The organism is Rhizobium quercicola, from assembly GCF_021168455.1.
GTDB classification, from domain to species: Bacteria; Pseudomonadota; Alphaproteobacteria; order Rhizobiales; family Rhizobiaceae; genus Ferranicluibacter; species Ferranicluibacter quercicola.
In genome coordinates this window covers 1-26,267 of record NZ_JAJOZR010000010.1, presented here as the reverse complement: position 1 = coordinate 26,267, position 26,267 = coordinate 1, and the positions used below count along the sequence as shown (strand labels likewise).

Here is a 26,267-nt window from a genome sequence, read left to right as displayed (position 1 = left end):
TTCCTTTTGCTTGCATCCGGTCGCCAGGCGCCGGATGTTCAGGTTCTAACCGGGGAAGTGTGCCATGCGTTTGCCGATTTGTCGAAGGCGAAATCGCAGAAACGGATAACTTCCCGTGAACGATCGTTCTATGCTAGAGGATCGCGCCTTGGATGAATCGCGCACGGGGCCGGAAGGTTCCCGCCGTGTCGCGATGATCCGAAGCGGCCGCGTGAGACCGTGCGGCCACGCACCCATTTTCTTACCCGACGACAGTTCTGCCGCCGGATGCCGACAGGGAAATCCTCATGCCCGATCAGGACCAGGCCGAACTCAGACTGAGCGTTGCGCGTCTGCGGCAGGAGCACGAGGATTACGATGTCGCCATCAATGCGATGATCCAGACCGGCTGCGACGCGCTGCGCATCCAGCGGATGAAAAAGAAAAAACTGGCCATCAAGGACAAGATCACCAAGATCGAGGATGTCATCATTCCCGACATCATCGCCTGATCCGGGCGTGATGCGGATCCGAGACACACGACGAGCCTGAACCCCTTATTTCCAGCGCGGGCATGCGTGACGGCCGGCGCGAATCTCTCTTCAAGGAGTGACAGACGTGACGAACCCCGGTCCGCCCCCCGTCGCCATCATCATGGGAAGCCAGTCCGACTGGGAAACCATGAAGAATGCCGCCGACACGCTCGATTCGCTCGACGTTCCCTATGAAGCGCGCATCATTTCCGCCCACCGCACACCCGACCGGCTGGTGACCTTCGCCACCACCGCCCGCGAGGAGGGCTTCAAGGTCGTTATCGCCGGGGCCGGCGGCGCCGCCCATCTTCCCGGCATGACCGCCGCCATGACCCCCCTGCCCGTCTTCGGCGTGCCGGTGCAGTCGAAAACCATGTCCGGTCAGGACAGCCTGCTCTCCATCGTCCAGATGCCGGCCGGCATTCCCGTGGGCACGCTCGCCATCGGCCGGGCCGGCGCCATCAACGCAGCGCTCCTCGCCGCCGCCGTGCTTGCGCTGTCCGACCCGGATCTCGCCGACCGGCTGGATATCTTCCGCGCCGAGCAGAGCGCCGCGGTCGCCGAATATCCGGTCGATCCGGCATGATGACGCTCGGCATCATCGGTGGCGGCCAGCTCGGCCGCATGCTGGCCATGGCCGCCGCACGGCTCAACGTCCGCACCGTCATCCTCGAGCCGCAGGCGGACTGTCCGGCAGCGCAGGCCGCCAACCGGCAGATCACGGCACCGTATGACGACGAGGCCGCGCTCGACGCCCTGGCGGACGCCTGCGATATCGTCACCTACGAATTCGAGAACGTGCCCGTTGCCGCCGCTGCGCGCCTTGCGCGCACTCTGCCGGTCTACCCGCCGCCGAAGGCGCTGGAGGTCGCGCAGGACCGCGTGACCGAAAAACGGTTCCTCAATGCCTGCGGCCTCGAGACCGCCCGGTTCCACGCGGTGGACAGCGCCGCGGAGCTGGCCGCAGCGCTCGCGGATTTCGGCGGCAAGGGCGTGCTGAAGACCCGTCGTCTCGGCTATGACGGCAAGGGCCAGCATGTCTTCCGCGATGACGGCGAGGATGCAGCCGGCGTCTATACGCGCCTGGGCGCGGTGCCGCTGATTCTGGAAAGCTTCATCGCCTTCGACCGGGAAATCTCCATCATCGCCGCGCGTGGCACCGACGGCACGTTCGCGGCCTTCGATCCGGCGGAGAACGTTCACCGCAACGGCATTCTGCACACCTCCACCGTTCCCGCCACGATCGATGCCGCGGCGATGCAGGCCGCGACCGCTGCCGCGAAGGCTATCCTTGAAACGCTGGATTACGTCGGCGTCATCGGCGTCGAGTTCTTCGTGCGGCCGGATGGCGGGCTCGTCGTCAACGAGATCGCGCCCCGCGTGCACAATTCCGGCCACTGGACGGAAGCCGCCTGCGTGGTCTCGCAGTTCGAGCAGCATATCCGCGCCGTTTGCGGCCTGCCGCTCGGGGATACCGCCCGCCATTCGGACGCGGTGATGCAGAACCTCATCGGCGACGACATCCACCACCTGCCGCGCTGGCTGCAGGAAGCCCGCACGCTCGTTCATCTCTACGGCAAGGAGGAGGCCCGGCCGGGTCGCAAGATGGGTCATGTGACGGTGCTGACCTGAGGCTTTCGCCGGATGTCGCCAGCCTGCCGAAAACCGGGCTTTCCGGCCAAAATCACCGCCCTTATGGTTGACAGCGGCCCGGGCTCGGGGTATTTGCCAGCCACCGTAAAGAGCGCGCTCAGCCCTGACAGGCTCGCAGGCGCGCTTTTTGATTGTTTAGACCCTGTGCGAATGTGCATTCGCCGCAACCTGCGGATCAGAAAGATGAAGATCAAAAATTCGCTTAAGTCGCTGAAGGCCCGTCATCGCGAAAACCGTCTGGTTCGCCGCAAGGGCCGCGTCTACATCATCAACAAGCTGAACCCGCGTTTCAAGGCCCGTCAGGGCTGAGGCAATCTGCCGAAACGGGACTGCTGTGACCGTCGTCTCGATCTCCGGTCGAGAGGCATGTCATAAAATTGATTTGATCTGAGGCCATGGCGGGATACCTTCTCACCATGGCCTTTTTCATGTCCCGTCTCCTGATTCCCGCGACATCTCGCCTTGCGCCTCTGGTTGCGGCATGCCTGGTCATGTCGTCCCTCGCCCCTGTGCGGGCGGCGGACACCGCGCCGGCGCCGACGGCGGAAACGCCTGCCGCAAAGCCGGCCGAGCCGGAGAAGCTTGCGACGCGGGCCGAGAGGCTCGACACCCTGTTTGCGGCGCTGAAGCGCGAGCGGGACGCCGAGAAGGCGCGCGGCATCGCCGAGCAGATCCGTCTGGAATGGCAGGATTCGGGAAGCGCGACCGTGAACCTGCTGATGCAGTGGGCAGCCAAGGCCGTGGCCGACAGCAAGCAACCGAGCGCGCTCGACCTCTACGATCAGGTCATCGCGCTGGCGCCTGACTATGTCGAAGGCTGGAACCAGCGCGCGACGCTGCACTACCAGATGAGCAACTACCGGAAATCCATGTCCGACATCAACCGCGTGCTCGCGCTGGAGCCGCGTCACTTCGGTGCGCTTGCGGGAATGGCGGCGATCCTGACCGCATCCGGCAAGGACGAGCTGGCGCTGCGCGCCTGGGAACAGTTTCTCGCCGTCTATCCCGCCGAGCGCAAGGCGCAGGAACAGGTGGGCGAGCTGGAAGAGAAGCTGGCCGGCAACCGCACCTGACAGCCTGGCCCACGAAAGCCGCCCCTGCAATCTCCCGCCGGTGAACCGTTCGGCGGGTCTCTCCGTATGACATCGACAATCCGAGACCGGACCGAGAGCCCTGCCAGCGGTGCGGCCGCCGGCGCCGGGATCGCAAACGGTGTGACGACGACGAACCCATGCCTCCCTTCCCGCGTTTCAGGACCATCATGCTTTCGACGCTCGCCGCCTTTCTCATCCTGATGGCCGTGGGGATCGGCGCCGGAACCTATCAGGCATCCGCCTTCGAGCGGGCCAGCGGCCATGACGGCGAGCTGACCGATATCGGCGGCACCCTTATGAACAGCGTTCACGTGCCCCGCCCGCCCGGGGCGGACCTCCCGCCCATCGTCTTCATCCACGGCGCCAGCGCCAACCTCAACGATCCGATGTCGGCCTTTCGCGCCAAGCTGGAAGGCCGGGCCGAGATGCTGTTTCTCGATCGTCCGGGCTTCGGCTATTCCGAGCGCGGCGGGCCGCGCAACGCCTATCCGGACGGACAGGCCGATGCGGTCGCCGCCTTGATGCAGAAGCAGGGGATCCGGAAAGCGATCATCGTCGCCCATTCCTTCGGCGGCGCGATTGCCGCCACCTTCGCACTCAACCACAGGGACATGGTCGAAGGCCTCGTCTTTCTCTCTCCCGCCACGCATCCCTGGCCGGGCGGCGTCGACTGGTACTACGACGTCGCCAAGACGCCCCTGCTCGGCGATCTCTTCGCGACCCTCGTCGCACCCACCGTCGGCCGCCTGCTCGTGGACAAGGCGACCCGCAGCGTCTTTGCGCCCAACCATCGGCCGGACGACTACATTGCCGTAAGCAAGACCTATCTGGCGCTTCGCCCGGCGACCTTCCGCAACAATGCGATCGATATCGCCAACCTGCTTGCCTATGTGACGAAGGTCGCGCCGCGCTATGTCGAGATCACGGCGCCCACCGTCATCATCACCGGCGACCGGGACAATGTCGTCCTGCCGGACATCCATTCGCGCCAGCTGCACGAGGCGATTGCAGGCTCACGCCTCGTCACCATCCACAATCTCGGCCACAAGCCCGATTACATCGTCACCGACGTCGCCATTGCGGCGATCGAGACCGTTGCCGGCCAGACGCCCGATCTCGACGGGATCGCCCGCACGGCGGAGAAACGCATCGCTGGCGACAGCGAGGACTGAACGCAAAAACGCCGCGCCCCCGTGAGGGAACGCGGCGTTTCGTTGTTTGGCAGATGCGTTTCGCCTAGACGCCGCCGGCGCCGTCTTCGCTGATATAGGCGATGCGCAGCATATTGGTGGCGCCGGGCGTGCCGAGCGGGACGCCGGCCGAGATGATGATGCGATCGCCCGGATCGGCAAGCCCTTCAGAGGCGACGATGCGGCAGGCGCGGTTGACCATATCGTCAAGGTCGGTCGCATCGCTGGTGACGACGCAGTGCATGCCCCAGACGACCGAGAGCCGGCGCGCCGTCTGGATGACGGGCGAGAGAGCAAGGATCGGCACCTGCGGGCGCTCGCGCGCCGTGCGCAGGCCGGTATTGCCCGACGACGTGTAGCAGACGATGGCCGACAGCTTCAGCGTTTCGGCGATCTGGTGGGCGGCAAGCGAGATGGCGTCCGCACCGGTGGCTTCCGGCGGCGTGCGCTGGGCGTAGATGATGCCGGAATAATGCGGGTCGGTTTCGACCTTGCTGGCGATCGACGACATGGTCGCGACGGCCTCGACCGGGTAATCGCCGGAGGCGGACTCGGCCGACAGCATGACGGCATCGGCACCTTCGAACACGGCGGTGGCGACGTCGGACACTTCGGCGCGGGTCGGAACCGGTGCCGAGATCATCGATTCCAGCATCTGCGTGGCGACGACGACCGGCTTGCCGGCGCGGCGGCAGGCGCGGATGAGCTGCTTCTGCAGGCCGGGCACGGCCTCGAGCGGCATTTCCACGCCGAGATCGCCGCGGGCGACCATCAGCGCATCCGAAAGCTCGATGATCTCGTCGATCCGCTCGATCGCCTGCGGCTTCTCGATCTTCGACATCAGGCCGACGCGACCGCCGGAGATCTTGCGGACCTCCACCAGATCCTCGGGACGCTGGACGAAGGAGAGCGCCACCCAATCGACCTCGTTGGTGGCGAGCACGGCGTCGAGATCGGCGCGGTCCTTGTCGGTCAGCACGCCGACGCCGAGCAGCGTATCGGGCAGGCTCACGCCCTTGCGGTCGGAAATCTTCGTGCCGGACACGACGGTACAGACGATGCTCTTGCCGTCGGCGCTTTCGGCCTTCAGGTGCAGCTTGCCGTCATCGATCAGCAAACGGTCGCCGGCCTTGACCGCTTCGAGAATTTCGGGATGCGGCAGGAAGACACGCGTCTTGTCGCCGAGGGCCTCGTTGTCGTCGAGCGTGAAGGTCTGGCCGGGAACGAGATCGACCTTGCCGTCGATGAACTTGCCGACGCGCAGCTTCGGGCCCTGAAGATCGGCGAGAATGCCGATGGGGCGGCCGCAACGGGCCTCGACGGAGCGGATGCGCGCGATGAGCGTGCGCATCATGTCGTGGCTGGCATGGCTCATATTGATGCGGAAGAGATCCGCACCCGCCTCGTGCAGCTTCTGGATCATCGCCTCTTCGTTCGACGCCGGTCCCAGCGTCGCGAGGATCTTGGCTTTTCTATTCCGTCTCATCAATTCTGGCCTTCTTGAGTCCCGGGCGTATCGGAAAGCTGAACCATCCAGCTGCCTTGGCGGCCCGTGTCATATTCCTTGAAGCCCATGCGCTGGAAACCGCGCGCGAAACAGTCCTGAACGCCGGTGATCTTGAACTCGTTTTCAGCGACGCACATGTTGACGTTGCCTGTCCACCGGCCACCACGCGCCGCATCCTCGGCGTAGAGATAATAGTAGCGGGACTGCAGTTCGCCCTCGATCAGCGTCGCGCAGGTGGTGGCAGGTACCTGCCACCAACCCTCGGTGATCCAGCCTTCCTTGGCACGGTAGCCGATGGCGACCCCGACAAGGTTCTGCGTACCATTGCAGACGCGAAATTCGGCGCGGGCCTCCGTTGCCACGAGGGGCGAGGCGAGCGCGAGCGCGAAGACAGTCAATCCACCGAGAGACAAGCGACGCATGTTCGACGAGGAGAGAAGATGTCGAGACACGGTTTCCAATGGTGCTCCATTGCATTTTGTCGAGGCACTTTCTTGCGACGGTGCGGGGCGAAAGTCAACGGACGTGTAAGCCCTCATTTCCGGCTTTTTCCAGGCAGGCACGGAGCAGTGCCGATGCGCCTGCCTTGCGATCGCCTTTTCGGCATGTCATCAAAATTGTAAAGGCATGCAAAGAGGTTGAACCCCATGGCCGACGAGGCGCCGTTCGAGATCATCAGAGGCGACATGCGCAGCGGGCTCGTGCTGCTCGGCGACCACGCGACCAACCGGCTGCCGCCCCGCTACGGCACGCTCGGCCTGCCCGAAAGCGCCTTTGCCCGGCACATCGCCTACGACATCGGCGTGGAGCCGCTGATCCGCGGATTGGCCGCGCGTCTGAATGTGCCGGCCGTGATGAGCCGCTATTCGCGACTGCTGATCGACCCGAACCGTGGCGAGGACGATCCGACCCTGATCATGAAGATTTCCGACGGCGCGATCATCTCCGGCAATCATCCCTTATCGCCGGACGAAGCAGAGGCGCGTCTCGAGCAGTTTCATCGCCCCTATCACCGGGCCGTGGCCGAGACCCTCGCGGAGGTTGCGCGAGCGGGCAGGCGCACGCCGCTCGTCCTGTCGCTCCACTCCTTCACCCCGGCCTGGAAAGGCGCGCCCCGCCCCTGGCACGTCACCGTGCTCTGGGACAGCGACGCGCGCGCCGTGCTGCCGCTTCTCGCGGCGCTGCGCGAACCGGGCGACGTCGTCGTCGGCGACAACGAGCCCTATGACGGCGCCCTGCGCGGCGACACGCTCTACCGCCACTGCATGGAAACCGGCATGCCGCATGCGCTGATCGAGGTGCGCCAGGACCAGATCGGCACGCCGGAGGGGGTCGCCGACTGGATCGATCGTCTGGCGCCGATCTTCGAAGAGCTGAACGCCCGCGCCGACCTGCATCGCACGGAGATGCACCCGTCCCGCACGGGCCCCTATGCCGCGTAACGCATCAGGATCGGCGCGCCCTGCCCGCTCCCATGACCAAGAGGACACGACCCATGGCCGACACGAACCCCAGCCCGATGCCCGACCTGACGCCGGAGCAGCGAACCGCCTTCGAAGCCGCCGCCTTCCGCCGCCTGCTGGCCCATCTCGACACGCGCGGCGACGTGCAGAACATCGATCTCATGAACCTTGCCGGCTTCTGCCGGAACTGCCTCTCCAACTGGTATCGCGATGCGGCGGAGGCGAGCGGGCAGCCCCTGACCAAGGAACAATCGCGCGAGATCGTCTACGGCATGCCCTATGACGAATGGCGCGAGAAGCACCAGCGCACGGCAAGCGCCGACCAGCAGGCGGCCTTCGAGATCAACCGCCCGAAAGCGTGAGCCCCGCACCGGCGGCCACGGCGCACGGCAATCTTTGCGCAAAGTGACTTGACCTCGACGCCGCTTCACGGCAGGTGACGGCCCAGCCGGGCATGAGGCCCACAAGGCCGGAAAGCTCCCGAAATTCCCGCATCCCGTCTTCGCCCTCCCCGGCCCGACGGCGAGGCGTATGGTCAATCAAACAGCCTGAACGAAAAGGACAACAGGAATGGACGAGAGAACAATCCCGGAAACGGGCGTGGAGAACGTCGCCGCTGCCGAGCTTCGCCAGTTCATCGAGCGTATCGAGCGCCTGGAAGAAGAAAAGGCTGCGATTGCCGACGACATCAAGGACGTCATGGGCGAGGCCAAGGGCCGCGGCTACGACACCAAGGCGATCCGCACGATCATCCGGCTGCGCAAGAAGGATGCCAACGAGCGCATCGAGGAGGAAACCATCCTCCAGACCTATATGGCCGCTCTCGGCATGGAATAGCCTGCCGCGGTCATCAGAAGGCGTGACGAACGCCGCCCGTCGGGACCGACGGGCGGCGTTTTGCGTTTCACGTCCAGCGCTGCGACCGGCGCCGACGGCGGGCCGGGTTTCAGTGGATGAGATTGCGCCGGATGGCATCGGCGATGGCGTGGGTGCGGTTTGCGGCGCCCAGCTTCTTGATCGCCGATTTGATATAGCTGTTGACCGTATCGTTCTGGTAGCCCGTCGCCCGGGCGATGCCCTCGCTGGTCAGGCCATGGCTCGCCTGCATCAGACAGGCGACCTCGCCGCGCGACAGCCGCAGGTGCGAAACGGCGAAGCGCTCCATCAGCGGCCGTGTGACCGCCGTGTGCAGGGAGGGCGCGATCAGCGTGAGAAACGCAAGCTCCTCACTGTCGAAGGGCGTCTCCCGCATGAAGGTGACGGCGCCGTAGACCACGGAGGTTCGCATGACCGGCACGAGCGTCCGATTGTGTACGTTGAACGTCGATGTCACGCGCTCGAGCAGCGCCGGCCTCGGCGTCTGCGCGAAAACCTCGGACTCGATGACGAGCTTGCCGGACAGCGCAGCCTGGACGAAGGGATCGATCTCGTAGAGCCGTTCGCGCGCATAGGTCTCGACATAGGCCGGCGGCAGGTCGGTATCCACGGAGACGCCGCGTCCGAAATTATAGCCTTCGAGATCGAGCCCGCTGACGGCGATGTGGTCGAAGGGCACAGCGCGCCTCAGGCGATCGACGACAGGATCCGACGCGAAAAAACGATGCTGGGGGACGGCGGTCAGATCGCGCCACTCGATATGCGATGGGGAGAGCGACGAGAACGCCTTGCTGGCCATGACCGGACTCCGAATGCAGACTGACGGTACGTCAGGCAGACGGTGTCAAATTTCGCCCAAGTTTACAACCAAAAGATCTATTTTTAGGGGATTTACCGTATCGAGACAGAAATGCCCCGGCTTTCCGGGGCATTTTCGTATCAGGGCGCGGGAAAGGCGGCGGTTTCACCGCAGACGCCGCCACTATCAGTTGAAACGCTGGACTTCCATGAAGTTTACCGCCGTGCCGCTGAACTTCGCCGTATCGGCCACGGCCGGACGGTTGGTGAACCCGGCGGAGTAGACCGTCGTCGGCGAGGCGCGCAACGAACTGGACACGAAGCGCGGCGCCTTGACCGGCTTGGACAGCGTCGCCATGCGGCTGGTGGACAGCGCCCATTCCGCAATGATCTTCTGCGTCAGCTTCGGCTCGGTGCGCACGGACGAGCGGTGCGCGGCATCGGCCTGGACCTTCTTCGGACGGGCGGCCTTGACCGGAACCTCGGCCGGCACATCGAAGGCGCTGCCGAACGGGTCGCGCGGCGCCGCCGACGGCGCGGGAGCATAGGACGCAAGCTCGACCGGGGGCGTGGCCGGGCGAACCGGAGCCGCGGCGATGCGGGTCGGATCATGGGCGGGCACGGCCGGCGGCGTCTGTGCCGTGGCCACGGCGCCGGGCCTTGATGCGGGGGTGGCGACGGTCGGAGCCGCGAGCGCAACCTTGGCGCCGGCTTCCGCCGCCGTCTCGACGGGGGCCTGCGCGGTCGCGATCACGGCCGGGGCCGTCGTCGTCGGGGTGGGCAGCGGCTCGGCCGCCATCCCGGCGGTCGCGCCGGCGACATCGGCCTGGGCCACGGCCATCAGGGCGGCCTCGCCGGCCGGACGAAGGGCGGGCACGGGCACGAAGCCGAGAGCCTCGGAATCCTCGGTCATCGCATTCGGATCGGCACTGGCGAGCAATGCCTCGCTTCCCTGCGGATCCGTTTGGCGCGCCATCGGAACGGGAACCTTGTAGCTCCGCAGATCGGCAAACTGCTCGCCCGTCGTCGCCGGGCCAGCCGCGGGATCGGGAAGCGCTGCGGCAAGGGCATCCTGCGCGGCATTCCTGGTCGGCGCCACGAGCGCCGTCTGAACGGCCGTGTCGGCTTCCTGGAAGGCGGGACGAACGAGCGGAACCGGCGCCTTGACGGTCTGTTCGGCGACCACGGGACCTTCGTCGGCTCCCTCTACGCCGGCAAGAACCGGCTGCTGGACCGGGGCGGTCGCGGGCTTGGTGGTGCGGGCGGGTGCCTGGGCCGGTGCTTCCGAATCGTCGCTCTCGGAACCGCCGGGGGCGCCGCTGGCAATCGCCGTTGCATCCTCGTCCTCGTCACCGCCGCCAAACAGCATGGCGAAGAGGTTCTTGCCGCCGCGCTTGGTGTCGCGGTCGCCGGCGCCTCTGGCCCCGCCGCCGGCCACTTCGATGGCGCTGGAACCGACGCGACGCTTGTAGTCCGCCACCGCCTGCTCATAGCCGGGAAGCGGCGAGCCGTCGGAGGGAAGGTGCATGGTCTTGCCGTCCGGGAACAGGCGAACGAGTTCGCCGCGGCTCATGCGCGGCCAGGCCCGCACGCCGCCGACGTCCATATGGACGAAGGGCGAACCGGATGTGGGATAATAGCCGACGCCGCCGACCTGGAATTTCATGCCGATTTCGCGCAGCGTCTTCAGCTTCACGTCGGGCAGGTAGAAGTCCATCGCCTTGCCGAGCATGTGCTGGCTCTTCTTGGCGACACCCTTGGTGCGCGAGCGCAGCATGCCGTTGGTGGCCGGCGAGCGGTAGGCGGAGACGACGTGGATGTAATCGCGCGAGCCGCTCTTCTGGTAGACTTCCCAGATCAGGTCGAGAAGACGCGGGTCCATCTTCGTCGGCTCGTTGCGGCGCCAGTCGCGCAGCATGTTGTTGACCTGCTGCAGACCCTTGGGGTCGTAGCGGCCATTGCGCTTGAAGGTGATTTCGGCCTTCTCGCGGGTGTGGATGAAATAGATCTTGAGCGTCCGGGTCTGTCCGGCGGCCTCGACGGCGGGCACGATGCCGGGCGTCACCATGGATGCGGCAATGACCAGCGACCCGAGAAGACGCGGCATGCGGCCGGCCCAACGGCGGCAAAGGTCGCGCACTTTGGCGCCGAAAGGCGTTATCATTCCCGACAAATCCTGCAAACCTTCTTCCCCGTCGACGGACACGCCGCTCCCTGTGGCTGTCCAGTTGACTGTCAAATACGGTGACAGCATGGCATTTATGCCACAGTCGTCCCTTATCCTTATAATATAGTGAACGGATCACTAACAAGGTCTAAACGACACCGCACGTTTTTGACGAAAGCGTAAGGCAAGCTTGACTCAACTGGACGTGACTCACGCGGCTTCCGAGAACGGATCGTCCGGATCGATCCCGTAATCCTTGAGCTTGCGGTAGAGCGTCGAGCGCCCGATGCCGAGCTTTCGCGCCACCTGGCTCATCTGCCCGCGATAGAATTTCAGCGCGAACCGGATCAGCTCCTCCTCGACCTCGGCCAGCTTGCGCACATTGCCACCGGCGTCGACGCTCGGAATGGCCGAATCGGTCACCGTTTCCGCCGACCGCATGGCGCGCCGCTCGGCAGGCGAGAGCGATGCTGCACCCTGGGCCGGGCCGGAATGCGGCATCGCGGCAAACGGCGCATGCACGCCCGCCGTCGCTTCGCCACGCAGCGGCTCGGGCGAAAGATGCGGCACCACGCCATGCGCGTGCCCATCCGGCAGCGTGACGGCCAACTGCGGAAAATCCGTGACGTCGAGTTCGGAATGTTCCGCCATGACGACGGCGCGGTAGATGGCGCTTTCCAGCTCGCGAATATTGCCCGGCCAGTCATAGGCCGTCAGAAGCGCCATCGCGCCGTGGCTGACGGTGCGTGTCTTGGCCAGCCGCTGCTCGCTGGAGAAGATCTCCACGAAATTGCGCACGAGCAGCGGAATATCCTCCTTGCGGCGGCGCAGCGCGGGAATGGCGATGGGGAAGACGTTGAGCCGGTAATAGAGGTCCTCCCGGAACCGGCCCTCGCGGACTTCGGTGATCAGGTCCTTGTTGGTGGCCGAGATCAGCCGCACATCCACCTTCTGCGGCAGGCGCGCACCGACGGTCTCGATTTCGCCCTGCTGCACGGCGCGCAGCAGCTTCACCTGCACGGCGAGCGGCAGATCGCCGATCTCGTCGAGGAACAGCGTGCCGCCATCCGCCTCGACGAACTTGCCGGCATGCTTTTCGGTGGCGCCGGTGAAGGCGCCCTTCTCGTGGCCGAAGAGGATGCTTTCCACGAGATTGGCGGGGATCGCGCCGCAATTGACGGTGATGAAGGGCTTGCCCGCCCGGTCGCTGCCGGACTGGATGGCACGCGCCACCATTTCCTTGCCCACGCCCGATTCGCCTTCGAGCACCACGGGAATGCTCGACTGGGCGGCGCGCCTGGCCAGATCGAGCACGCGGATCATCGCTTCGCTGGCGGACACCACATCCTCGAAGCGCACGACATCGCCGCGGCTGCGCCGGCTGGTGGAGCCGCGCGCCGGCCGGCCGGACTGCTTCAGGGCATTGCCGATGGCCACGGCCAGCCGCTCCGGCGAAACCGGCTTCACCACGAAATCGAACGCCCCGGCCTGCATGGCGAGCACCACCGTCTCGATGCCGCCCTGCCCGGTCTGGACGATGGCGGGCGTGGTGATGTTGCGCTCGGCGAGCGCCGCGAGCACCGCATGGCCGTCCATTTCCGGCATCATCAGATCGAGGAGAATGACGTCGATCCTCGCGCCGCGGCGTAAAAGCACATCGAGCCCGGCGCGACCGTTATCCGCGACATGCGCGACATGGCCGAGCCGCTCGATCATGCCCGTCAGGATCCGCCGCTGGACCGGATCGTCCTCGATCACGAGAATCTGCGCTGCCATGGGACCTCCTACCTCAACGTCATCGGCGCACCGTCCTGCGCGCCACCTTCAGCGTCCATTCCTGGCACAAAGGGTTGAACACGGTGTTTGGCGAAAGACTTGCATTTTAACCAACGGGGACGTTAGGTTCCGGCCCCGCGCAATGCCCGGCCGAGCGCCCTGCACCGTGCCCTCGACGGCCTGTGGCCGACCTCACGAAATGTCCGGCCGCCGCCCCGGCGCCGAAGCAAGCGAGTGACCGCAATGACCCTTTCTCCCCGGACGTCGTCTTTTCCCGAGCGCCTCCTGAGCCCCGCGGATGCGGCAATGGTCGATGCCGCGACGATCGACGCGGCATTGGGCGATCTCCCGCGCTGGAAGCTGGAGGATCTCTACCCCGCACCGACGTCGCAGGCCTTCCGCGACGACATGGAAAAAGCCGGCGCCGAATGCCGGGCCTTTGAGGCAAAGTGGAAGGGCCGCCTGACGGACGCGGCCGGAAAGACCGGTGACGAGGGCCTGGGGAAGGCCGTGCAGGAATTCGAGGCGCTCGAAGACCGCATGGGTCGCATCGGCTCCTATGCCGGGCTCACCTATTATACGGACACCTCAGACCCCGAGATCGGCAAGTTCTTCGGCGATGTGCAGGCCAAGCTCACGGACGATGCGAGCCACCTCCTGTTCTTCGCGCTGGAGCTGAACCGGATCGACGATGACGTGATCGAGGCGGCGCTCGCCGCCGACGCGCTGGCCGCCCATTACCGCCCGTGGATTCTCGACCTGAGGATGGACAAGCCCTATCAGCTGGACGACCGGCTGGAGCAGTTGTTCCTCGAAAAGTCGATGACCGGTGCCGGCGCCTTCAACCGCCTGTTCGACGAGACCATGGCCGCGCTGACCTTCACCGTGGACGGCGCGGTGCTGCCGCTGGAGCGCACGCTGAGCTTGCTGCAGGAGCCGGACCCGGACACGCGCCGCAAGGCCGCGCAGGCGTTGGCCGCGACGTTCAAGGCGAACATCCGCACCTTCGCGCTCATCACCAACACGCTGGCCAAGGACAAGGAAATCTCCGACCGTTGGCGCGGCTTCACCGACATCGCCGACAGCCGGCACCTTGCCAACCGGGTGGAGCGCGACGTGGTGGACGCACTGGCGCAGGCCGTGCGCGCGGCCTATCCCCGCCTCTCGCACCGCTACTACGCCATGAAGGCGAAGTGGCTGGGCATGGAGCGGATGAACTTCTGGGACCGCAACGCCCCCCTGCCCGAAACGCCCGACCGTCTGATCCCCTGGAGCGAGGCGCGCGAGACGGTGCTCTCGGCCTATGGCGCCTTCGACCCGGACATGGCCGCGATCGCCCGCCGCTTCTTCGATGGCGGCTGGATCGACGCGCCGGTGCGCCCCGGCAAGGCGCCGGGCGCCTTCGCGCATCCGACCGTGCCCTCCGCCCACCCCTATGTGCTCGTCAACTACATGGGCAAGCCGCGCGACGTGATGACGCTGGCCCATGAACTCGGCCACGGCGTGCACCAGGTGCTGGCGGGCGGACAGGGCGCCCTCATGGCCTCGACGCCGCTGACGCTGGCGGAAACCGCCTCCGTCTTCGGCGAGATGCTGACCTTCCGCGCCCTGCTGGAGCGCACGACCGACAGGCGCGAGCGCAAGGCGATGCTCGCCCAGAAGGTCGAGGACATGATCAACACGGTCGTGCGCCAGATCGCCTTCTACGAATTCGAGCGCAAGCTGCACACGGCGCGCAAAGACGGCGAGCTAACGCCGGAGGCGATCGGTCAGCTCTGGCTGTCGGTGCAGGCGGAAAGCCTCGGCCCGGCCATCGCGATTTCGGAAGGCTACGAGACCTATTGGGCCTATATCCCCCACTTCATCCACTCGCCCTTCTACGTCTATGCCTATGCCTTCGGCGACTGCCTGGTGAACTCGCTCTATGCCGTCTACGAGAAGGCCGAAGGCGGGTTCCAGCAGAAGTATTTCGAGATGCTGAGGGCCGGCGGCAGCAAGCACCACAGCGAACTCCTCGCCCCCTTCGGCCTCGACGCCACCGATCCCGCCTTCTGGGAAAAGGGCCTTTCGATGATCGAGGGCCTGATCGACGAGCTGGAGGCTCTGGACGCGGCGTGACGTCAGGCAAGGAGCCTGCGGCGCCCCTCACCCTAACCCTCTCCCCGCTTGCGGGGAGAGGGGACGTGCAAGACGCACCGTTGCGGAAAAAACAAGCCGCTGCCGCACCTCCCCTTCGCCCCGCGTGCGGGGAGAAGGTGCCGGCAGGCGGATGAGGGGCGACCCGAACCATGAAGCGAGCCATGACACCTGAGCCCTTCGTCCTCTTCAGCGACGACACGACCCGCACCGTGACCCTGTTCAAGGAGCCGGACGAGATCATCACCGCCCGCACCCGCGCCGACTTTCCCCCCGCGCTGGCGCGGATGGAAGCGGCGAAGGCGGAGGGCAAGTGGCTGGCGGGGTTCATGGCCTATGAAGCGGGCTATCTGTTCGAGAAGCGGCTGACGCCGCTCGCGCCCGAACACCGGGAAACGCCGCTCCTCTGCTTCGGCGTCTTCGAACGTCCGGCCGACGCCGACCATCCGCTTGGCCAACCCCGCCGCCGCCGGGACAACACGCCGTTCCTTACCTCGGCCCGTACCGCCTGGGATTTTGCCGCCTATCGCGACCGCTTCGACAGGCTGCACCGGCATTTGCGGCAGGGCGACTGCTATCAGGCGAACCTCACCATGCTGATCGCAGCGCGCTGGAACGGCGATCCGCTCGACGCCTTCTGGTCGCTGATCGAGCGCCAGCCGGTGCGCTATGGTGCACTGGTGCGCCTCGAAGGCCCGACGCTCCTGTCGCGTTCGCCGGAGCTGTTCTTCAGAATCGCGGACGGGATGATCGAGACGCATCCGATGAAGGGCACCGCGCCGCGCGGCGCATCCGTTCTGGAAGACGAGGCGATCGTCGCCGCCATGCTGGCCGACGGCAAGACCCAGGCGGAAAACCGCATGATCGTTGATCTGCTGCGCAACGACATCTCGCGCATCACCGAGGTCGGCAGCCTCGACGTGCCGCGCCTGTTCGACATCGAGACCTACCCGACCGTCCACCAGATGGTGAGCCATGTCCGGGCGAGGCTCTCCCCCGGCCTTTCCATCGCCGACATCTTCCGGGCGCTGTTTCCCTGCGGCTCGGTGACGGGCGCGCCGAAGATCCGGGCGATGGAGATCCTGAGCACGCTGGAAACAGGCCCGCGCGACGCCTATTGCGGCGCCATCGGCCATATCGCGCCGAACGGCGATATGCGCTTCAGCGTGGCGATCCGCACCCTGTCCCTGTTCGACACCGGCGATGCGATCTTCAACGTCGGCGGCGGCATCGTCTATGATTCCACCGCCGAAGCCGAATATGCCGAATGCCTGCTGAAGGCCCGCTTCGCGCTGGGTGACGAGGCCCCCGCGCTGGGCAATGCGCCATGAACGACTTCACCCTGATCGAGACGCTGCGATACGAACCGCCCGAGCGTAGAGAGACAAGCCTCGATACGGGCTTCGTCCGCCTGCGGCTGCACATGGCCCGCCTCTCCCGCTCCGCCCGGCGTCTCGGCTTTACCCTGCCGGACAACGTGACGACCCGGCTGGGGCACGCCGTCGCACAGGCGACCACCCTCGCGCGCGTCCGCCTGGAACTGACGCGCGACGGCCGCCTCGACATCGCCGTCGTGCCCTTCGCGCCCCAGCCGCCGGGCACGGTCTGGCGCGTCCGCATCGCCGAAACCCGCCTCGCCTCCACCGATCCGCTGCTGCGCTACAAGACGAGCCGGCGGGACGCCTATGACGCGGCGCGGCGCGAATGGCCGGCCGGCGAGGCCGACGAGGTGCTGCTGCTCAACGAGCGCGGAGACCCCTGCGAGGGAACCATCACCTCGCTGTTTCTGGACGACGGCTCGGGCATGCTGAAAACCCCGCCGATCGCGTGCGGCCTGCTGGCCGGCGTGTTGCGCACCGAGCTGATCTGCGCCCGCCGCGCCCGCGTCGAACGCCTGACGCTCGATGCCGTGCGGGCGGGGCCGCTGTTCATGGGCAACGCGCTGCGCGGCCTCATTCCGGCCCGGCTGATCGACCCCTGAGCCCTTCGGCACAGCGAAACCTGTCATTTAAGGGATCGGCGAAAGATGCCGGCCCTTTATTGTGACATCGATTTATGATCTAGGGGCCGGCATATTGCCCGGAGCCGACCGAACCCGGATCGGCTTGCCACGAAAAGAAGACATTCAGGAGAAGACCCTATGGCGGAAGCCTCTCATCCGGTTTACGGCGAAATCACCGGCCCGATCGTCATGATCGGTTTCGGTTCCATCGGCCGCGGCACCCTGCCGCTGATCGAGCGGCATTTCACCTACGACAAGAGCCGGATGGTCGTCATCGACCCGCGTGACGACGCGGCCGACCTGAAGATCCTCAAGAAGCACGGCGTCAAGCACATCAAGGCCGCCGTCACCAAGGAAAACTACAAGGAACTGCTGAAGCCGCTTCTGACGGCCGGCGGCGGCCAAGGCTTCTGCGTCAACCTGTCGGTGGATACCGGCTCGGTCGATCTCGTAAAGCTCTGCCGCAAGCTCGACGTTCTCTACATCGACACGGTCGTCGAGCCCTGGCTCGGCTTCTATTTCGACAAGAGCATGAAGAACTCCGAGCGCACCAACTACGCGCTGCGCGAGACCATGCGCCACGAGAAGAAGAAGAACCCGGGCGGCACGACGGCCGTTTCCACCTGCGGCGCGAACCCGGGCATGGTCTCGTGGTTCGTCAAGCAGGCGCTGGTCAACCTTGCCAACGATCTCGACATCAAGTTCGACGAGCCGGACCAGCACGACCGCGAAGGCTGGGCGAAGCTGATGAAGAAGGTCGGCGTCAAGGGCATCCACATCGCCGAGCGCGACACGCAGCGTGCGAAGAACCCGAAGCCGCTCAACGTCTTCTGGAACACATGGTCGGTCGAAGGCTTCATCTCGGAAGGCCTGCAGCCGGCCGAACTCGGCTGGGGCACCCATGAGAACTGGATGCCGAAGAACGCCAAGAAGCACAAGAAGGGCTGCCAGGCCGCCATCTATCTGGAGCAGCCCGGCGCCAACACCCGCGTGCGCACCTGGTGCCCGACCCCCGGCCCCCAGTACGGCTTCCTCGTGACGCATAACGAGTCGATCTCGATCGCCGACTACTTCACGGTGCGCGACAAGGACGACGACGTCACCTTCCGCCCGACCTGCCACTACGCCTACCATCCCGCCAACGACGCCGTGCTGTCGCTGCACGAAATGTTCGGCAATGGCGGCACGCCGCAGCCGGTTCTCCATGTTCTCGACGAGAACGAGCTGGTGGACGGCGTCGACGAACTCGGCGTCCTGCTCTACGGCCACGACAAGAACGCCTACTGGTACGGTTCGCGCCTGTCGCTGGAGGAAACCCGCCGCATCGCGCCCTACCAGAACGCGACCGGCCTGCAGGTCACCTCGGCCGTCCTCGCCGGCATGGTCTGGGCGCTGGAAAACCCGAAGGCCGGCATCGTGGAAGCCGACGAGATCGACTACAAGCGCTGCCTGGAAGTGCAGACGCCGTATCTCGGCCCTGTCGAAGGCCACTACACCGACTGGACCCCGCTCGACGGCCGCCCGGGCCTCTTCCCGGAAGAGATCGACGAGAGCGACGCCTGGCAGTTCAAGAACATTCTGGTTCGCTAAGCCACGACCTTTTGAGAACATGCAAGGCCCGGAGCACCAACGCTCCGGGCTTTTCTCTGCGCAGATCGCCCCTAACTGTCTCCCGAAAGCCGCGCTTGATGGTTTGCAGCGATCACCGCCACGACCGCGATGCCCGCACCGCTTGCAAACAAGTGTCGATCACGTCATGGTTTTTCGACTTTCAGACTGTTCCGAGCACCACGGAGACCCTGCTATGAACCCCAAAGCCGTCATGACCGCCCTTGCCGTCGCCGCGTCACTCGCTTCGTGCCAGTCGGCCCCGCGCGAGGTCAGCCAGATGCCGCAAAGCCAGGCCATGCCGGTGGGCGTCGAGGGAACCTGGGCCGATCCGAACGGCATCGTCTCGACCTTCGCGAGCGGCACCTTCTCCACCCGCACGACCGACACGAACCAGCTTCTCGCCTCCGGCAGCTATGTCAGCATCACGCCGAAGCTGGTCGAGATCAACATGACCTCGATGGTCCGCAAGACCCAGCAGAAGGTCAACTGCGCCATGGTCACGACCTCGCAGCTCAACTGCACGACCGACACCGGCGCCCAGTTCTCGCTGTCGCGCCGCGCGTAAACCAGACGACGCGCCTGCAGCAAAAATCGCGGCGCGCGCTGCTCTTTCTCCTTGATGTCGGGACGGCGGGATGAAACGATCCCGTTGTCCGGTGCCGGATCTCCGGCAGCGGGCCTGCGTTCGACAAAGAGGAGATCGTGATGATCCGCACCCTGCAGACCGGCCTGATGGCTGCGTCCCTGCTGGCCCTGTCCACAGGTGCCGCTTTTGCCGATTACGAACTGAACATCCTTCATATCAACGACTTCCACTCCCGCATCGAGGCGATCAACAAGTCCGATGCGACCTGCTCCGCGGAGGAGGAAGCCAAGAACGCCTGCTTCGGCGGCGCCGCCCGCCTGCTGACCGCCATCAACACCACGCGCGGCGCGCTGGATGGCGCGGGCAAGAACACGCTGTTGCTGAATGCCGGCGACAATTTCCAGGGCTCGCTCTTCTACACGACCTACAAGGGCGCGACGGAAGCCGAGGTGCTGAACGCCATGAAGTTCGACGCCATGACCGTCGGCAATCATGAGTTCGACGACAGCGACGACGTGCTCGCGACCTTCCTCGACAAGGTGCAGTTCCCCGTCGTCACCGCCAATGTCGTGCCCGCTGCTGCCGCCAAGATCGGCGACCGCATCAAGCCGTCCATCGTGATCGAGAAGGGCGGCCAGAAGATCGGCATCGTCGGTGCCGTCACCAACGATACGCCGGATATCGCCAATCCCGGCCCGAACATCACCATCGCCGACGATGTCGCCAAGATCACCGAGGCGGTCGCGGCCCTGAAGGCGCAGGGCGTCAACAAGATCATCGCGCTCACCCATGTCGGCTACCCGCGCGACCTCTCGGCCATCGCCAAGATCCCCGATGTCGATGTCGTCGTCGGCGGGCATTCCCACACGCTGCTGTCGAACACCGTCGAGGGCGCCGAAGGACCCTACCCGACCTGGGTGGACAATCCAGACGGCCACAAGGTGCCGGTCGTGCAGGCCTTCCAGTACAGCCGATATCTGGGCGACCTGAAGATCGTCTTCAACGATGCCGGCGTGGTGAAGGAAGCGACCGGCGAGCCGATCCTGATCGACAGCAAATTCCAGCCCGACGCCGCGATGACGGCACGCATCAACACGCTGAAGGCGCCGATCGAGGCATTGAAGCAGAAGGTGGTCGGCGAGACCTCCGGCCCTATCGAGGGCGACCGGAAGGTCTGCCGCGCCAGGGAATGCAGCATGGGCAACCTGCTCGCCGACGCCCAGCTCGACCGGGTGAAGGATCAGGGCATCACCATCTCCCTGCAGAACGGCGGCGGGCTGCGCGCGCCGATCGATGCCGGCCCGGTGACCATGGGCGAGGTGCTGACCGTGCTGCCCTTCCAGAACACCATCGCAACCTTCCAGCTGACCGGCGCCGATCTGTTGACGGCGCTCGAAAACGCGGTGAGCCAGGTGGATGACGGCGGCGGCCGCTTCCTGCAGGTCGCCGGCCTGAAATATGCCTTCGACCGGTCAAAGCCGGTCGGCAGCCGCATCAGCGCCGTCGAGGTGAAGGAGGGCGACGCCTTCACGCCGATCGATCCCGCCAAAACCTACGGCGTCGTCTCCAACAACTATGTGCGCGGCGGCGGCGACGGCTTCAAGATCTTCGCGACCAACGCGAAGAACGCCTACGACTTCGGCCCCAATCTCGAAGAGGCCGTAGCCGCCTATCTCGGCGCCCACAACCCCTACACGCCCTATACCGACGGCCGCATCACCGATCTGACGCCGGCGAGCTACGTGCCCCCGGCAAAGCAGGCCCCCGCTGCCCCGCCGGCCGCAACGCCGACGACGACCGCTCAGGCGCCCGCAGCGGCTCCGGCGGCACCCGCAACACCGCCGGTAACGGCTCCGGCAGCACCGGCCCCCACACCCGCAACGCCTGAACCTGCAGCACCTGCCGCTCCCGCAGACCCTGCCCCGGCGGCGCCGGCCACGCCGGCACCCGCAGAGCCTGCGGCAACCACGCCGGAACCGGCGGCAACAGCTCCGGCGGAAACCCGCCACATCGTCGTCAAGGGCGATACGCTCTGGGATATCGCCAAGTCCGTCTACGGCGATGGCGAGACGTGGAAAACGATTGCCAGGGCGAACGGCAACCCGGTTCCCGAGAGGCTGCATGTCGGCACGGAACTGACCCTGCCGCCGCGCTGACCGTTGCGCTTCCGCCACGTGCGGTGTCGCCGCGGCATCGCGCAGGGGCTGCTGGGTCGGTCGACGACGCGGTTTCGGCAGGCGCTGCCGCACGGCACGTTCCTCCGTTCGGCCGAATGAGACAATCGGCCTCATTCTATCGCGCCGGCCCGGGGTTCCCCGGGCCGGTTTTTGTTTTACATAAGGCGATATGAACCGATGCAGGCCGCATCCGGACCGGATGCCGTCTCCATCTCTTGCCCAGGGAACCGCCATGAACATGACCGTCACGCCCCTCCCCGCCGACCACCCGAAGGTGGCCTTTGGAAAAGTCGGCGTCCTCCTGGTCAATCTCGGCACGCCGGATGGCACCGACAAGGTGTCGATGCGGCGCTATCTCAAGCAGTTCCTGAGCGACAAGCGCGTCATCGAATGGTCGCGCGTCTTCTGGTATCCCATCCTTTACGGCATCGTGCTCAACACGCGCCCGGCCAAGGTGGGCAAGGCCTATGAGACGATCTGGAACAAGGATCTCGACGAGAGCTATCTGCGCACATACACGCGCAGCCAGGCCGAGAAGATGGCTTCGAGCCTTGCCGGTCACGACAATCTCGTGGTGGACTGGGCCATGCGCTACGGCCAGCCGTCGATACCCGATCGCATGGAGGCGCTGAAGCAGGCCGGCTGCGAGAAGATCCTGCTCTTCCCGCTCTATCCGCAATATGCTGCAGCCACCACGGCGACCGTCAACGACGAGGCCTTCCGCCTGCTGCTCAAATCCCGCTGGCAGCCGGCGCTGCGCACCGTTCCGCCCTATCACGACGATCCGGTCTATATCGAAAGCCTCGCCAACTCGATCCAGAAGCATCTGGCGACGCTCGACTGGGAGCCGGAGGTGGTGCTCACCTCCTTCCACGGCATTCCCCAGTCCTATTTCAAGAAGGGCGACCCCTATCACTGCCAGTGCTACAAGACCGCGCGGCTGCTGCGCGAGAGGCTCGGCTGGTCGAAGGACAGACTGCAGGTGACCTTCCAGTCGCGCTTCGGCCCGGAAGAGTGGCTGCAGCCCTATACGGACAAGACCGTGGAGGCGCTCGGGCAGAAAGGCATCAAGCGGATCGCGGTGATGAATCCCGGCTTCGTGTCCGACTGTCTGGAAACGCTCGAGGAAATCGCCGTGGAGGCGGCCGAGACCTTCCACCATGCGGGCGGCGAGAAATTCACCCACATCCCCTGCCTCAACGACAGCGACGACGGTATGCGCGTCCTTGAACACGTGGTGCGCCGCGAGCTGGGCGGCTGGGTGGATGTGGCCGCGCCCCAGGCCGTTTCGCTCGACCGGGTGCTGGGCGCGCCGAGCATCTGATCCCAACCCTTCCCACCGCACGGGAACGGCACGGTTCCGCATTGCGCCCCGGCATGCTAAGCCGGGGCCAGTCGATGCATGGAGGAGATGATCTTGGGCGGATTCGATATCGTTGTGGTGGCCTTCGCGGTCCTCGTCATCCTCGTGCTCATCGCCGGCATCAAGACGGTCCCGCAAGGCTATCGCCATACGATCGAGCGCTTCGGCCGCTACACGCGCACGCTGGAGCCGGGCTTGAACCTGATCATTCCCTTCATCGACCGTGTCGGCGCGCGTATGAACGTCATGGAGCAGGTGCTCGACGTGCCGACCCAGGAGGTCATCACCAAGGACAATGCCAGCGTGTCGGCCGATGCGGTCGCCTTCTACCAGGTGCTGAACGCCGCGGAGGCCGCCTATCAGGTCGCCAATCTCCAGAGCGCGATCCTGAACCTCACCATGACCAATATCCGCTCGGTCATGGGCTCGATGGATCTGGACGAACTGCTCTCCAACCGTGACACGATCAACGACCGCCTGCTGCGCGTCGTGGACGAAGCGGTCGGCTCCTGGGGCATCAAGGTCACTCGCGTGGAGATCAAGGACATCCAGCCGCCGAAGGACCTGGTGGACGCCATGGCGCGCCAGATGAAGGCCGAGCGCGAGAAACGCGCGCAGGTGCTGGAAGCCGAGGGCTCGCGCAATGCGCAGATCCTGCGGGCCGAAGGCGCCAAGCAATCGGCGATCCTCCAGGCCGAAGGCCAGCGCGAGGCGGCCTTTCGGGATGCCGAAGCGCGCGAGCGACTGGCCGAGGCCGAGGCGAAGGCCACCCGCATGGTCTCCGAGGCGATCGCGGCCGGCGATGTGCAGGCCATCAACTACTTCGTCGCCCAGAAATACACCGAGGCCGTCGCCGCGATCGGCACCGCGCCCAACGCCAAGATCGTGCTGATGCCGATGGAAGCCTCCGCGCTGATCGGCTCGCTCGGCGGCATCGGCGCCATCGCCCGCGAGGTCTTCGGCGACGCTCCCATCCCGTCGGACCGTCCGCGCGGCCCGACGCGCTCCGTCCCCCCGACCACGCCGGGCACGCCCTCGCCCTTCGCCCCGCCGCGGACCGGCGTCTGATGGTCGCGCGCGTCATCGAGGAGCTCGGCCCCTGGGCCTGGTGGGTGCTCGGCCTCGTGCTGCTTGCGGCCGAAATTTTTGTTCCCGGCGTCTTCCTCGTCTGGATCGGCATGGCGGCGATCCTCACCGGCGCGCTGGCGCTGATCTTCTGGAATGCGGATCTCTTCGGCTGGCATGTACAGTTGCCGCTGTTCGCCGTCCTCTCCGTCGTCTGCGTGATCGTCGGCCGCCGCCTGCTGGCCCGCTTCGATCACGCCTCCGATGCCCCGCTGCTGAACCAGCGCGGGCGCAGCCTCATCGGGCGCACCGCCATCCTCGAGGAGCCGATCGCCGAAGGGCGCGGCCGCGTTCGCCTCGGCGATACGACTTGGCCCGTCAGCGGCCCGGACCTGCCGACCGGCGCCCGTGTCCGCGTCGTCGCGGCCGATGGCCAGTGGCTTCGCGTCGAGGACGCGCCGGCCGACTGAGACAGAAGCCTTGCCACGGCAGGCTGCCGGATAAGGATTGGTTAACCACAAGCGTTTACGATTGCGAAACAATTGCTTCGAGCTTGCGGACCCGGCATATGGCGCCTTTTCATTTCCTGGACACCAATGCGTGTGCCCTTCGGCCCGCTCGTGCCGCCATGGCCGTTCTGCTGCTGTCCTCGGTCTGCCTGACCGCGCTTGCCCTGCCGGGCGTGGCCCGAGCGCAGGCGGTCGAAGAAGACGCAGGCGATGCCGACCTTGCAGGACCGCAGGATCCGACCGCGGGACCCATGAGCCCGCAGGCCGCCGGCGCGGCCGCAGCGGCCGTACCCGCGACGAGCGGCGTCGCGCCGGCAACCGGAGATGCCGAAATCACCGGTGCCATCGGCGATGATGCCGTGGTCGGCGGCGGGCTGCTGCGCGATCAGGACCTCATTCGGTCCAACCTCCGGGAAACCAGCGTCGATGGCCTGAGATCGGCGCTCGCCGCCGACGACGACGTGCCCGGCATTCCGCTCGGCACCTTCACCCTCAAGCCCTCGATCGGCCAGACGGTGAACTCGGAGACGACGCGCAGCGGCGACAGCCGCGAGCGGCGCACCTATACCGAAACCGGTCTCAAGGGCACGCTGACCTCCGACTGGTCCCGCCACCAGCTGAGCATCACCGGCGAGGGCTACTGGCAGCGCAACCTCTCTGGCACGGGCGAGACCAAGCCGCGCGCCGATCTCGACGCCGCCCTTCGCCTCGATATCAGCCGCGACACCATCGCCACGCTGCGCGCTGGCTACAGCTTCGACCGCGAGGATGCGACGGACCCGAACGCGATCGACGGCGCGGAAACGCAGGCCGGCGTGAATCAGTATTCGCTCGGCGCCGGCATCGAGCACGATTTCGGCATTCTGCGCGGCTCGGCCAAGGTCGATGTCAACCGCCTCACCTATTCCGATGTCGATCTCTCCTCCGGCACCGCGCTGTCGCAGAAGGACCGCAACCGCGATGTCGGCACGCTGACGACGCGCATCGGCTACGAGCTGTCGCCGGCCCTCATCCCGTTCATCGAAGCCTCCATCGGCCGCGGCATCTACGAGCTGCGCACGGACAGTCTCGGGTACAGCCGATCCTACAAGACCTATTCCGGCCGCGCCGGGGTGGAGGCCGATCTCGGTGAAAAGCTGAAGGGCGAGCTGGCACTCGGCTACAACACCTATCGCTTCGACGACGCGCGGCTGAAGACCCTGAACGGCGCCACCATCGACGGCCTCGTCAACTGGTCGCCGCAGCGCGGCACGGATGTCTCGACCGGTCTCTCCACGACGCTGGAGCCCTCCACCACCTCGGGCGAAAGCGGCGCGCTCGCCTATACGCTGTCGAGCCGGGTCACGCACGAGCTGCGCTCGGCCCTCGTGGCGCGGCTCTCCAACAGCCTGACCTTCCGCAACTACCCCTCCGGCAGCGTCTCGTCGGACACCAAGGTCTGGCTGACCGGCGCCGGCCTGACCTACGACATCAACCGCTATCTCGCGCTCACCGGCGACGTCAGCTACGAGCGGACGACGCCGGACCGCGGACAAGCCACCTCGGTTGCCCGGATCGGCGTCGGGCTGACGCTGCGGCGCTGAGCATCTCCGGCCGAAGCGCAGGCGCTTCGGCTGCGGACGCTGCAGCCGCAACAGACGAGGGCTGTTGCAAAAAAGTCATAGACCTCCGCCAGAGGCGGAGGTTTGGGACGCTGCGCTTGGACCACTTGAAGTGGTTTTGTTACAAGTTAGTAGGAACCCTTGAAAAGGTCTGCATGGTCAGAAGCCTTATCGGCCTTTT

24 protein-coding genes are annotated in these 26,267 nt (G+C 65.9%); 19 read left to right on the top strand and 5 right to left on the bottom strand.

What is annotated here, in order from left to right; all coding sequences use genetic code 11:
* Positions 1-287 precede the first annotated feature (287 nt).
* The 6 genes from LRX75_RS15845 (at position 288) to LRX75_RS15820 (ending at position 4,431) form a co-directional block, all read left to right on the top strand.
* Positions 288-491: a YdcH family protein gene (locus LRX75_RS15845; protein WP_062475794.1), complete on the top strand. Its 204-nt coding sequence runs from the start codon at positions 288-290 to the stop codon at positions 489-491.
* A gap of 142 nt (positions 492-633) precedes the next feature.
* Complete coding sequence (purE, locus tag LRX75_RS15840; protein ID WP_231815843.1) at positions 634-1,098, top strand: 5-(carboxyamino)imidazole ribonucleotide mutase; 465 nt, start codon at positions 634-636, stop codon at positions 1,096-1,098.
* On the top strand, positions 1,095-2,144 hold the full coding sequence (locus tag LRX75_RS15835; protein ID WP_231815711.1) for a 5-(carboxyamino)imidazole ribonucleotide synthase: 1,050 nt from the start codon (positions 1,095-1,097) through the stop codon (positions 2,142-2,144). The genes purE and LRX75_RS15835 overlap by 4 nt, the downstream gene beginning before the upstream one ends.
* 204 nt (positions 2,145-2,348) lie before the next feature.
* A complete protein-coding gene (gene ykgO / locus LRX75_RS15830) occupies positions 2,349-2,474 on the top strand; it encodes a type B 50S ribosomal protein L36 (RefSeq protein WP_034855034.1) in 126 nt (41 codons plus the stop codon).
* Positions 2,475-2,656: 182 nt separating this feature from the next.
* Positions 2,657-3,238: a tetratricopeptide repeat protein gene (locus LRX75_RS15825; protein ID WP_231815710.1), complete on the top strand. Its 582-nt coding sequence runs from the start codon at positions 2,657-2,659 to the stop codon at positions 3,236-3,238.
* A 188-nt stretch (positions 3,239-3,426) separates the two neighbouring features.
* Entirely contained in the window at positions 3,427-4,431 is a 1,005-nt protein-coding gene (locus LRX75_RS15820; RefSeq protein WP_231815709.1) for an alpha/beta hydrolase, read from the top strand.
* A 64-nt stretch (positions 4,432-4,495) separates the two neighbouring features.
* On the opposite strand, the gene pyk is transcribed toward LRX75_RS15820, so the two are convergent.
* Together pyk and LRX75_RS15810 are read right to left on the bottom strand one after the other, a co-directional pair.
* The gene (pyk, locus tag LRX75_RS15815) at positions 4,496-5,935 is read right to left on the bottom strand and encodes a pyruvate kinase (RefSeq protein ID WP_113150029.1); all 1,440 of its coding nucleotides are present in this window, start codon (positions 5,933-5,935) and stop codon (positions 4,496-4,498) included.
* A complete protein-coding gene (locus LRX75_RS15810) occupies positions 5,935-6,378 on the bottom strand; it encodes a DUF1036 domain-containing protein (protein WP_420851217.1) in 444 nt (147 codons plus the stop codon). The genes pyk and LRX75_RS15810 overlap by 1 nt, the downstream gene beginning before the upstream one ends.
* Positions 6,379-6,603: 225 nt before the next feature.
* Between LRX75_RS15810 and LRX75_RS15805 the strand changes: the two genes are divergently transcribed.
* The 3 genes from LRX75_RS15805 (at position 6,604) to LRX75_RS15795 (ending at position 8,256) form a co-directional block, all read left to right on the top strand.
* Positions 6,604-7,398, top strand: coding sequence for an N-formylglutamate amidohydrolase (locus tag LRX75_RS15805; protein WP_231815708.1), 795 nt, complete (start codon positions 6,604-6,606; stop codon positions 7,396-7,398).
* A gap of 77 nt (positions 7,399-7,475) precedes the next feature.
* Positions 7,476-7,781: a DUF1244 domain-containing protein gene (locus LRX75_RS15800; RefSeq protein ID WP_231815842.1), complete on the top strand. Its 306-nt coding sequence runs from the start codon at positions 7,476-7,478 to the stop codon at positions 7,779-7,781.
* Between the two features lie 208 nt (positions 7,782-7,989).
* Entirely contained in the window at positions 7,990-8,256 is a 267-nt protein-coding gene (locus LRX75_RS15795; protein ID WP_092989277.1) for a DUF2312 domain-containing protein, read from the top strand.
* Between the two features lie 109 nt (positions 8,257-8,365).
* On the opposite strand, the gene LRX75_RS15790 is transcribed toward LRX75_RS15795, so the two are convergent.
* From LRX75_RS15790 to LRX75_RS15780, 3 genes are all read right to left on the bottom strand, one after another.
* Positions 8,366-9,094 carry a helix-turn-helix transcriptional regulator gene (locus LRX75_RS15790; RefSeq protein ID WP_231815707.1) on the bottom strand — a complete coding sequence of 243 codons (729 nt, stop codon included), beginning with the start codon at positions 9,092-9,094 and terminating at the stop codon, positions 8,366-8,368.
* A 186-nt stretch (positions 9,095-9,280) separates the two neighbouring features.
* Positions 9,281-11,275, bottom strand: coding sequence for a peptidoglycan L,D-endopeptidase MepK (locus LRX75_RS15785; RefSeq protein WP_231815706.1), 1,995 nt, complete (start codon positions 11,273-11,275; stop codon positions 9,281-9,283).
* Between the two features lie 195 nt (positions 11,276-11,470).
* Positions 11,471-13,036: a sigma-54-dependent transcriptional regulator gene (locus tag LRX75_RS15780; RefSeq protein ID WP_231815705.1), complete on the bottom strand. Its 1,566-nt coding sequence runs from the start codon at positions 13,034-13,036 to the stop codon at positions 11,471-11,473.
* A 306-nt stretch (positions 13,037-13,342) separates the two neighbouring features.
* Here LRX75_RS15780 and LRX75_RS15775 point away from each other — a divergent pair, with 306 nt between their 5' ends.
* The 10 genes from LRX75_RS15775 (at position 13,343) to LRX75_RS15730 (ending at position 26,068) form a co-directional block, all read left to right on the top strand.
* A complete protein-coding gene (locus LRX75_RS15775) occupies positions 13,343-15,154 on the top strand; it encodes a M3 family oligoendopeptidase (RefSeq protein WP_231815841.1) in 1,812 nt (603 codons plus the stop codon).
* A gap of 182 nt (positions 15,155-15,336) precedes the next feature.
* Positions 15,337-16,503, top strand: coding sequence for an aminodeoxychorismate synthase component I (locus tag LRX75_RS15770; protein WP_231815704.1), 1,167 nt, complete (start codon positions 15,337-15,339; stop codon positions 16,501-16,503).
* Positions 16,500-17,153: an aminotransferase class IV family protein gene (locus tag LRX75_RS15765; protein WP_231815703.1), complete on the top strand. Its 654-nt coding sequence runs from the start codon at positions 16,500-16,502 to the stop codon at positions 17,151-17,153. The genes LRX75_RS15770 and LRX75_RS15765 overlap by 4 nt, the downstream gene beginning before the upstream one ends.
* A gap of 159 nt (positions 17,154-17,312) precedes the next feature.
* A complete protein-coding gene (locus LRX75_RS15760) occupies positions 17,313-18,764 on the top strand; it encodes a homospermidine synthase (RefSeq protein WP_231815702.1) in 1,452 nt (483 codons plus the stop codon).
* Between the two features lie 214 nt (positions 18,765-18,978).
* A complete protein-coding gene (omp10, locus tag LRX75_RS15755; protein ID WP_113150038.1) occupies positions 18,979-19,350 on the top strand; it encodes an outer membrane lipoprotein Omp10 in 372 nt (123 codons plus the stop codon).
* 140 nt (positions 19,351-19,490) lie between these two features.
* On the top strand, positions 19,491-21,527 hold the full coding sequence (locus LRX75_RS15750) for a 5'-nucleotidase C-terminal domain-containing protein (RefSeq protein WP_231815701.1): 2,037 nt from the start codon (positions 19,491-19,493) through the stop codon (positions 21,525-21,527).
* A gap of 259 nt (positions 21,528-21,786) precedes the next feature.
* Entirely contained in the window at positions 21,787-22,872 is a 1,086-nt protein-coding gene (hemH, locus tag LRX75_RS15745; protein WP_231815840.1) for a ferrochelatase, read from the top strand.
* Positions 22,873-22,959: 87 nt separating this feature from the next.
* Positions 22,960-23,979, top strand: coding sequence for an SPFH domain-containing protein (locus LRX75_RS15740; protein WP_231815700.1), 1,020 nt, complete (start codon positions 22,960-22,962; stop codon positions 23,977-23,979).
* Positions 23,979-24,446 (top strand): NfeD family protein, encoded by a 468-nt coding sequence (locus tag LRX75_RS15735; protein ID WP_231815699.1) that lies wholly within the window; start codon positions 23,979-23,981, stop codon positions 24,444-24,446. Before LRX75_RS15740 ends, LRX75_RS15735 begins: the two co-directional genes overlap by 1 nt.
* A gap of 158 nt (positions 24,447-24,604) precedes the next feature.
* Positions 24,605-26,068, top strand: coding sequence for an outer membrane beta-barrel protein (locus LRX75_RS15730; RefSeq protein WP_231815698.1), 1,464 nt, complete (start codon positions 24,605-24,607; stop codon positions 26,066-26,068).
* Positions 26,069-26,267: the final 199 nt, after the last annotated feature.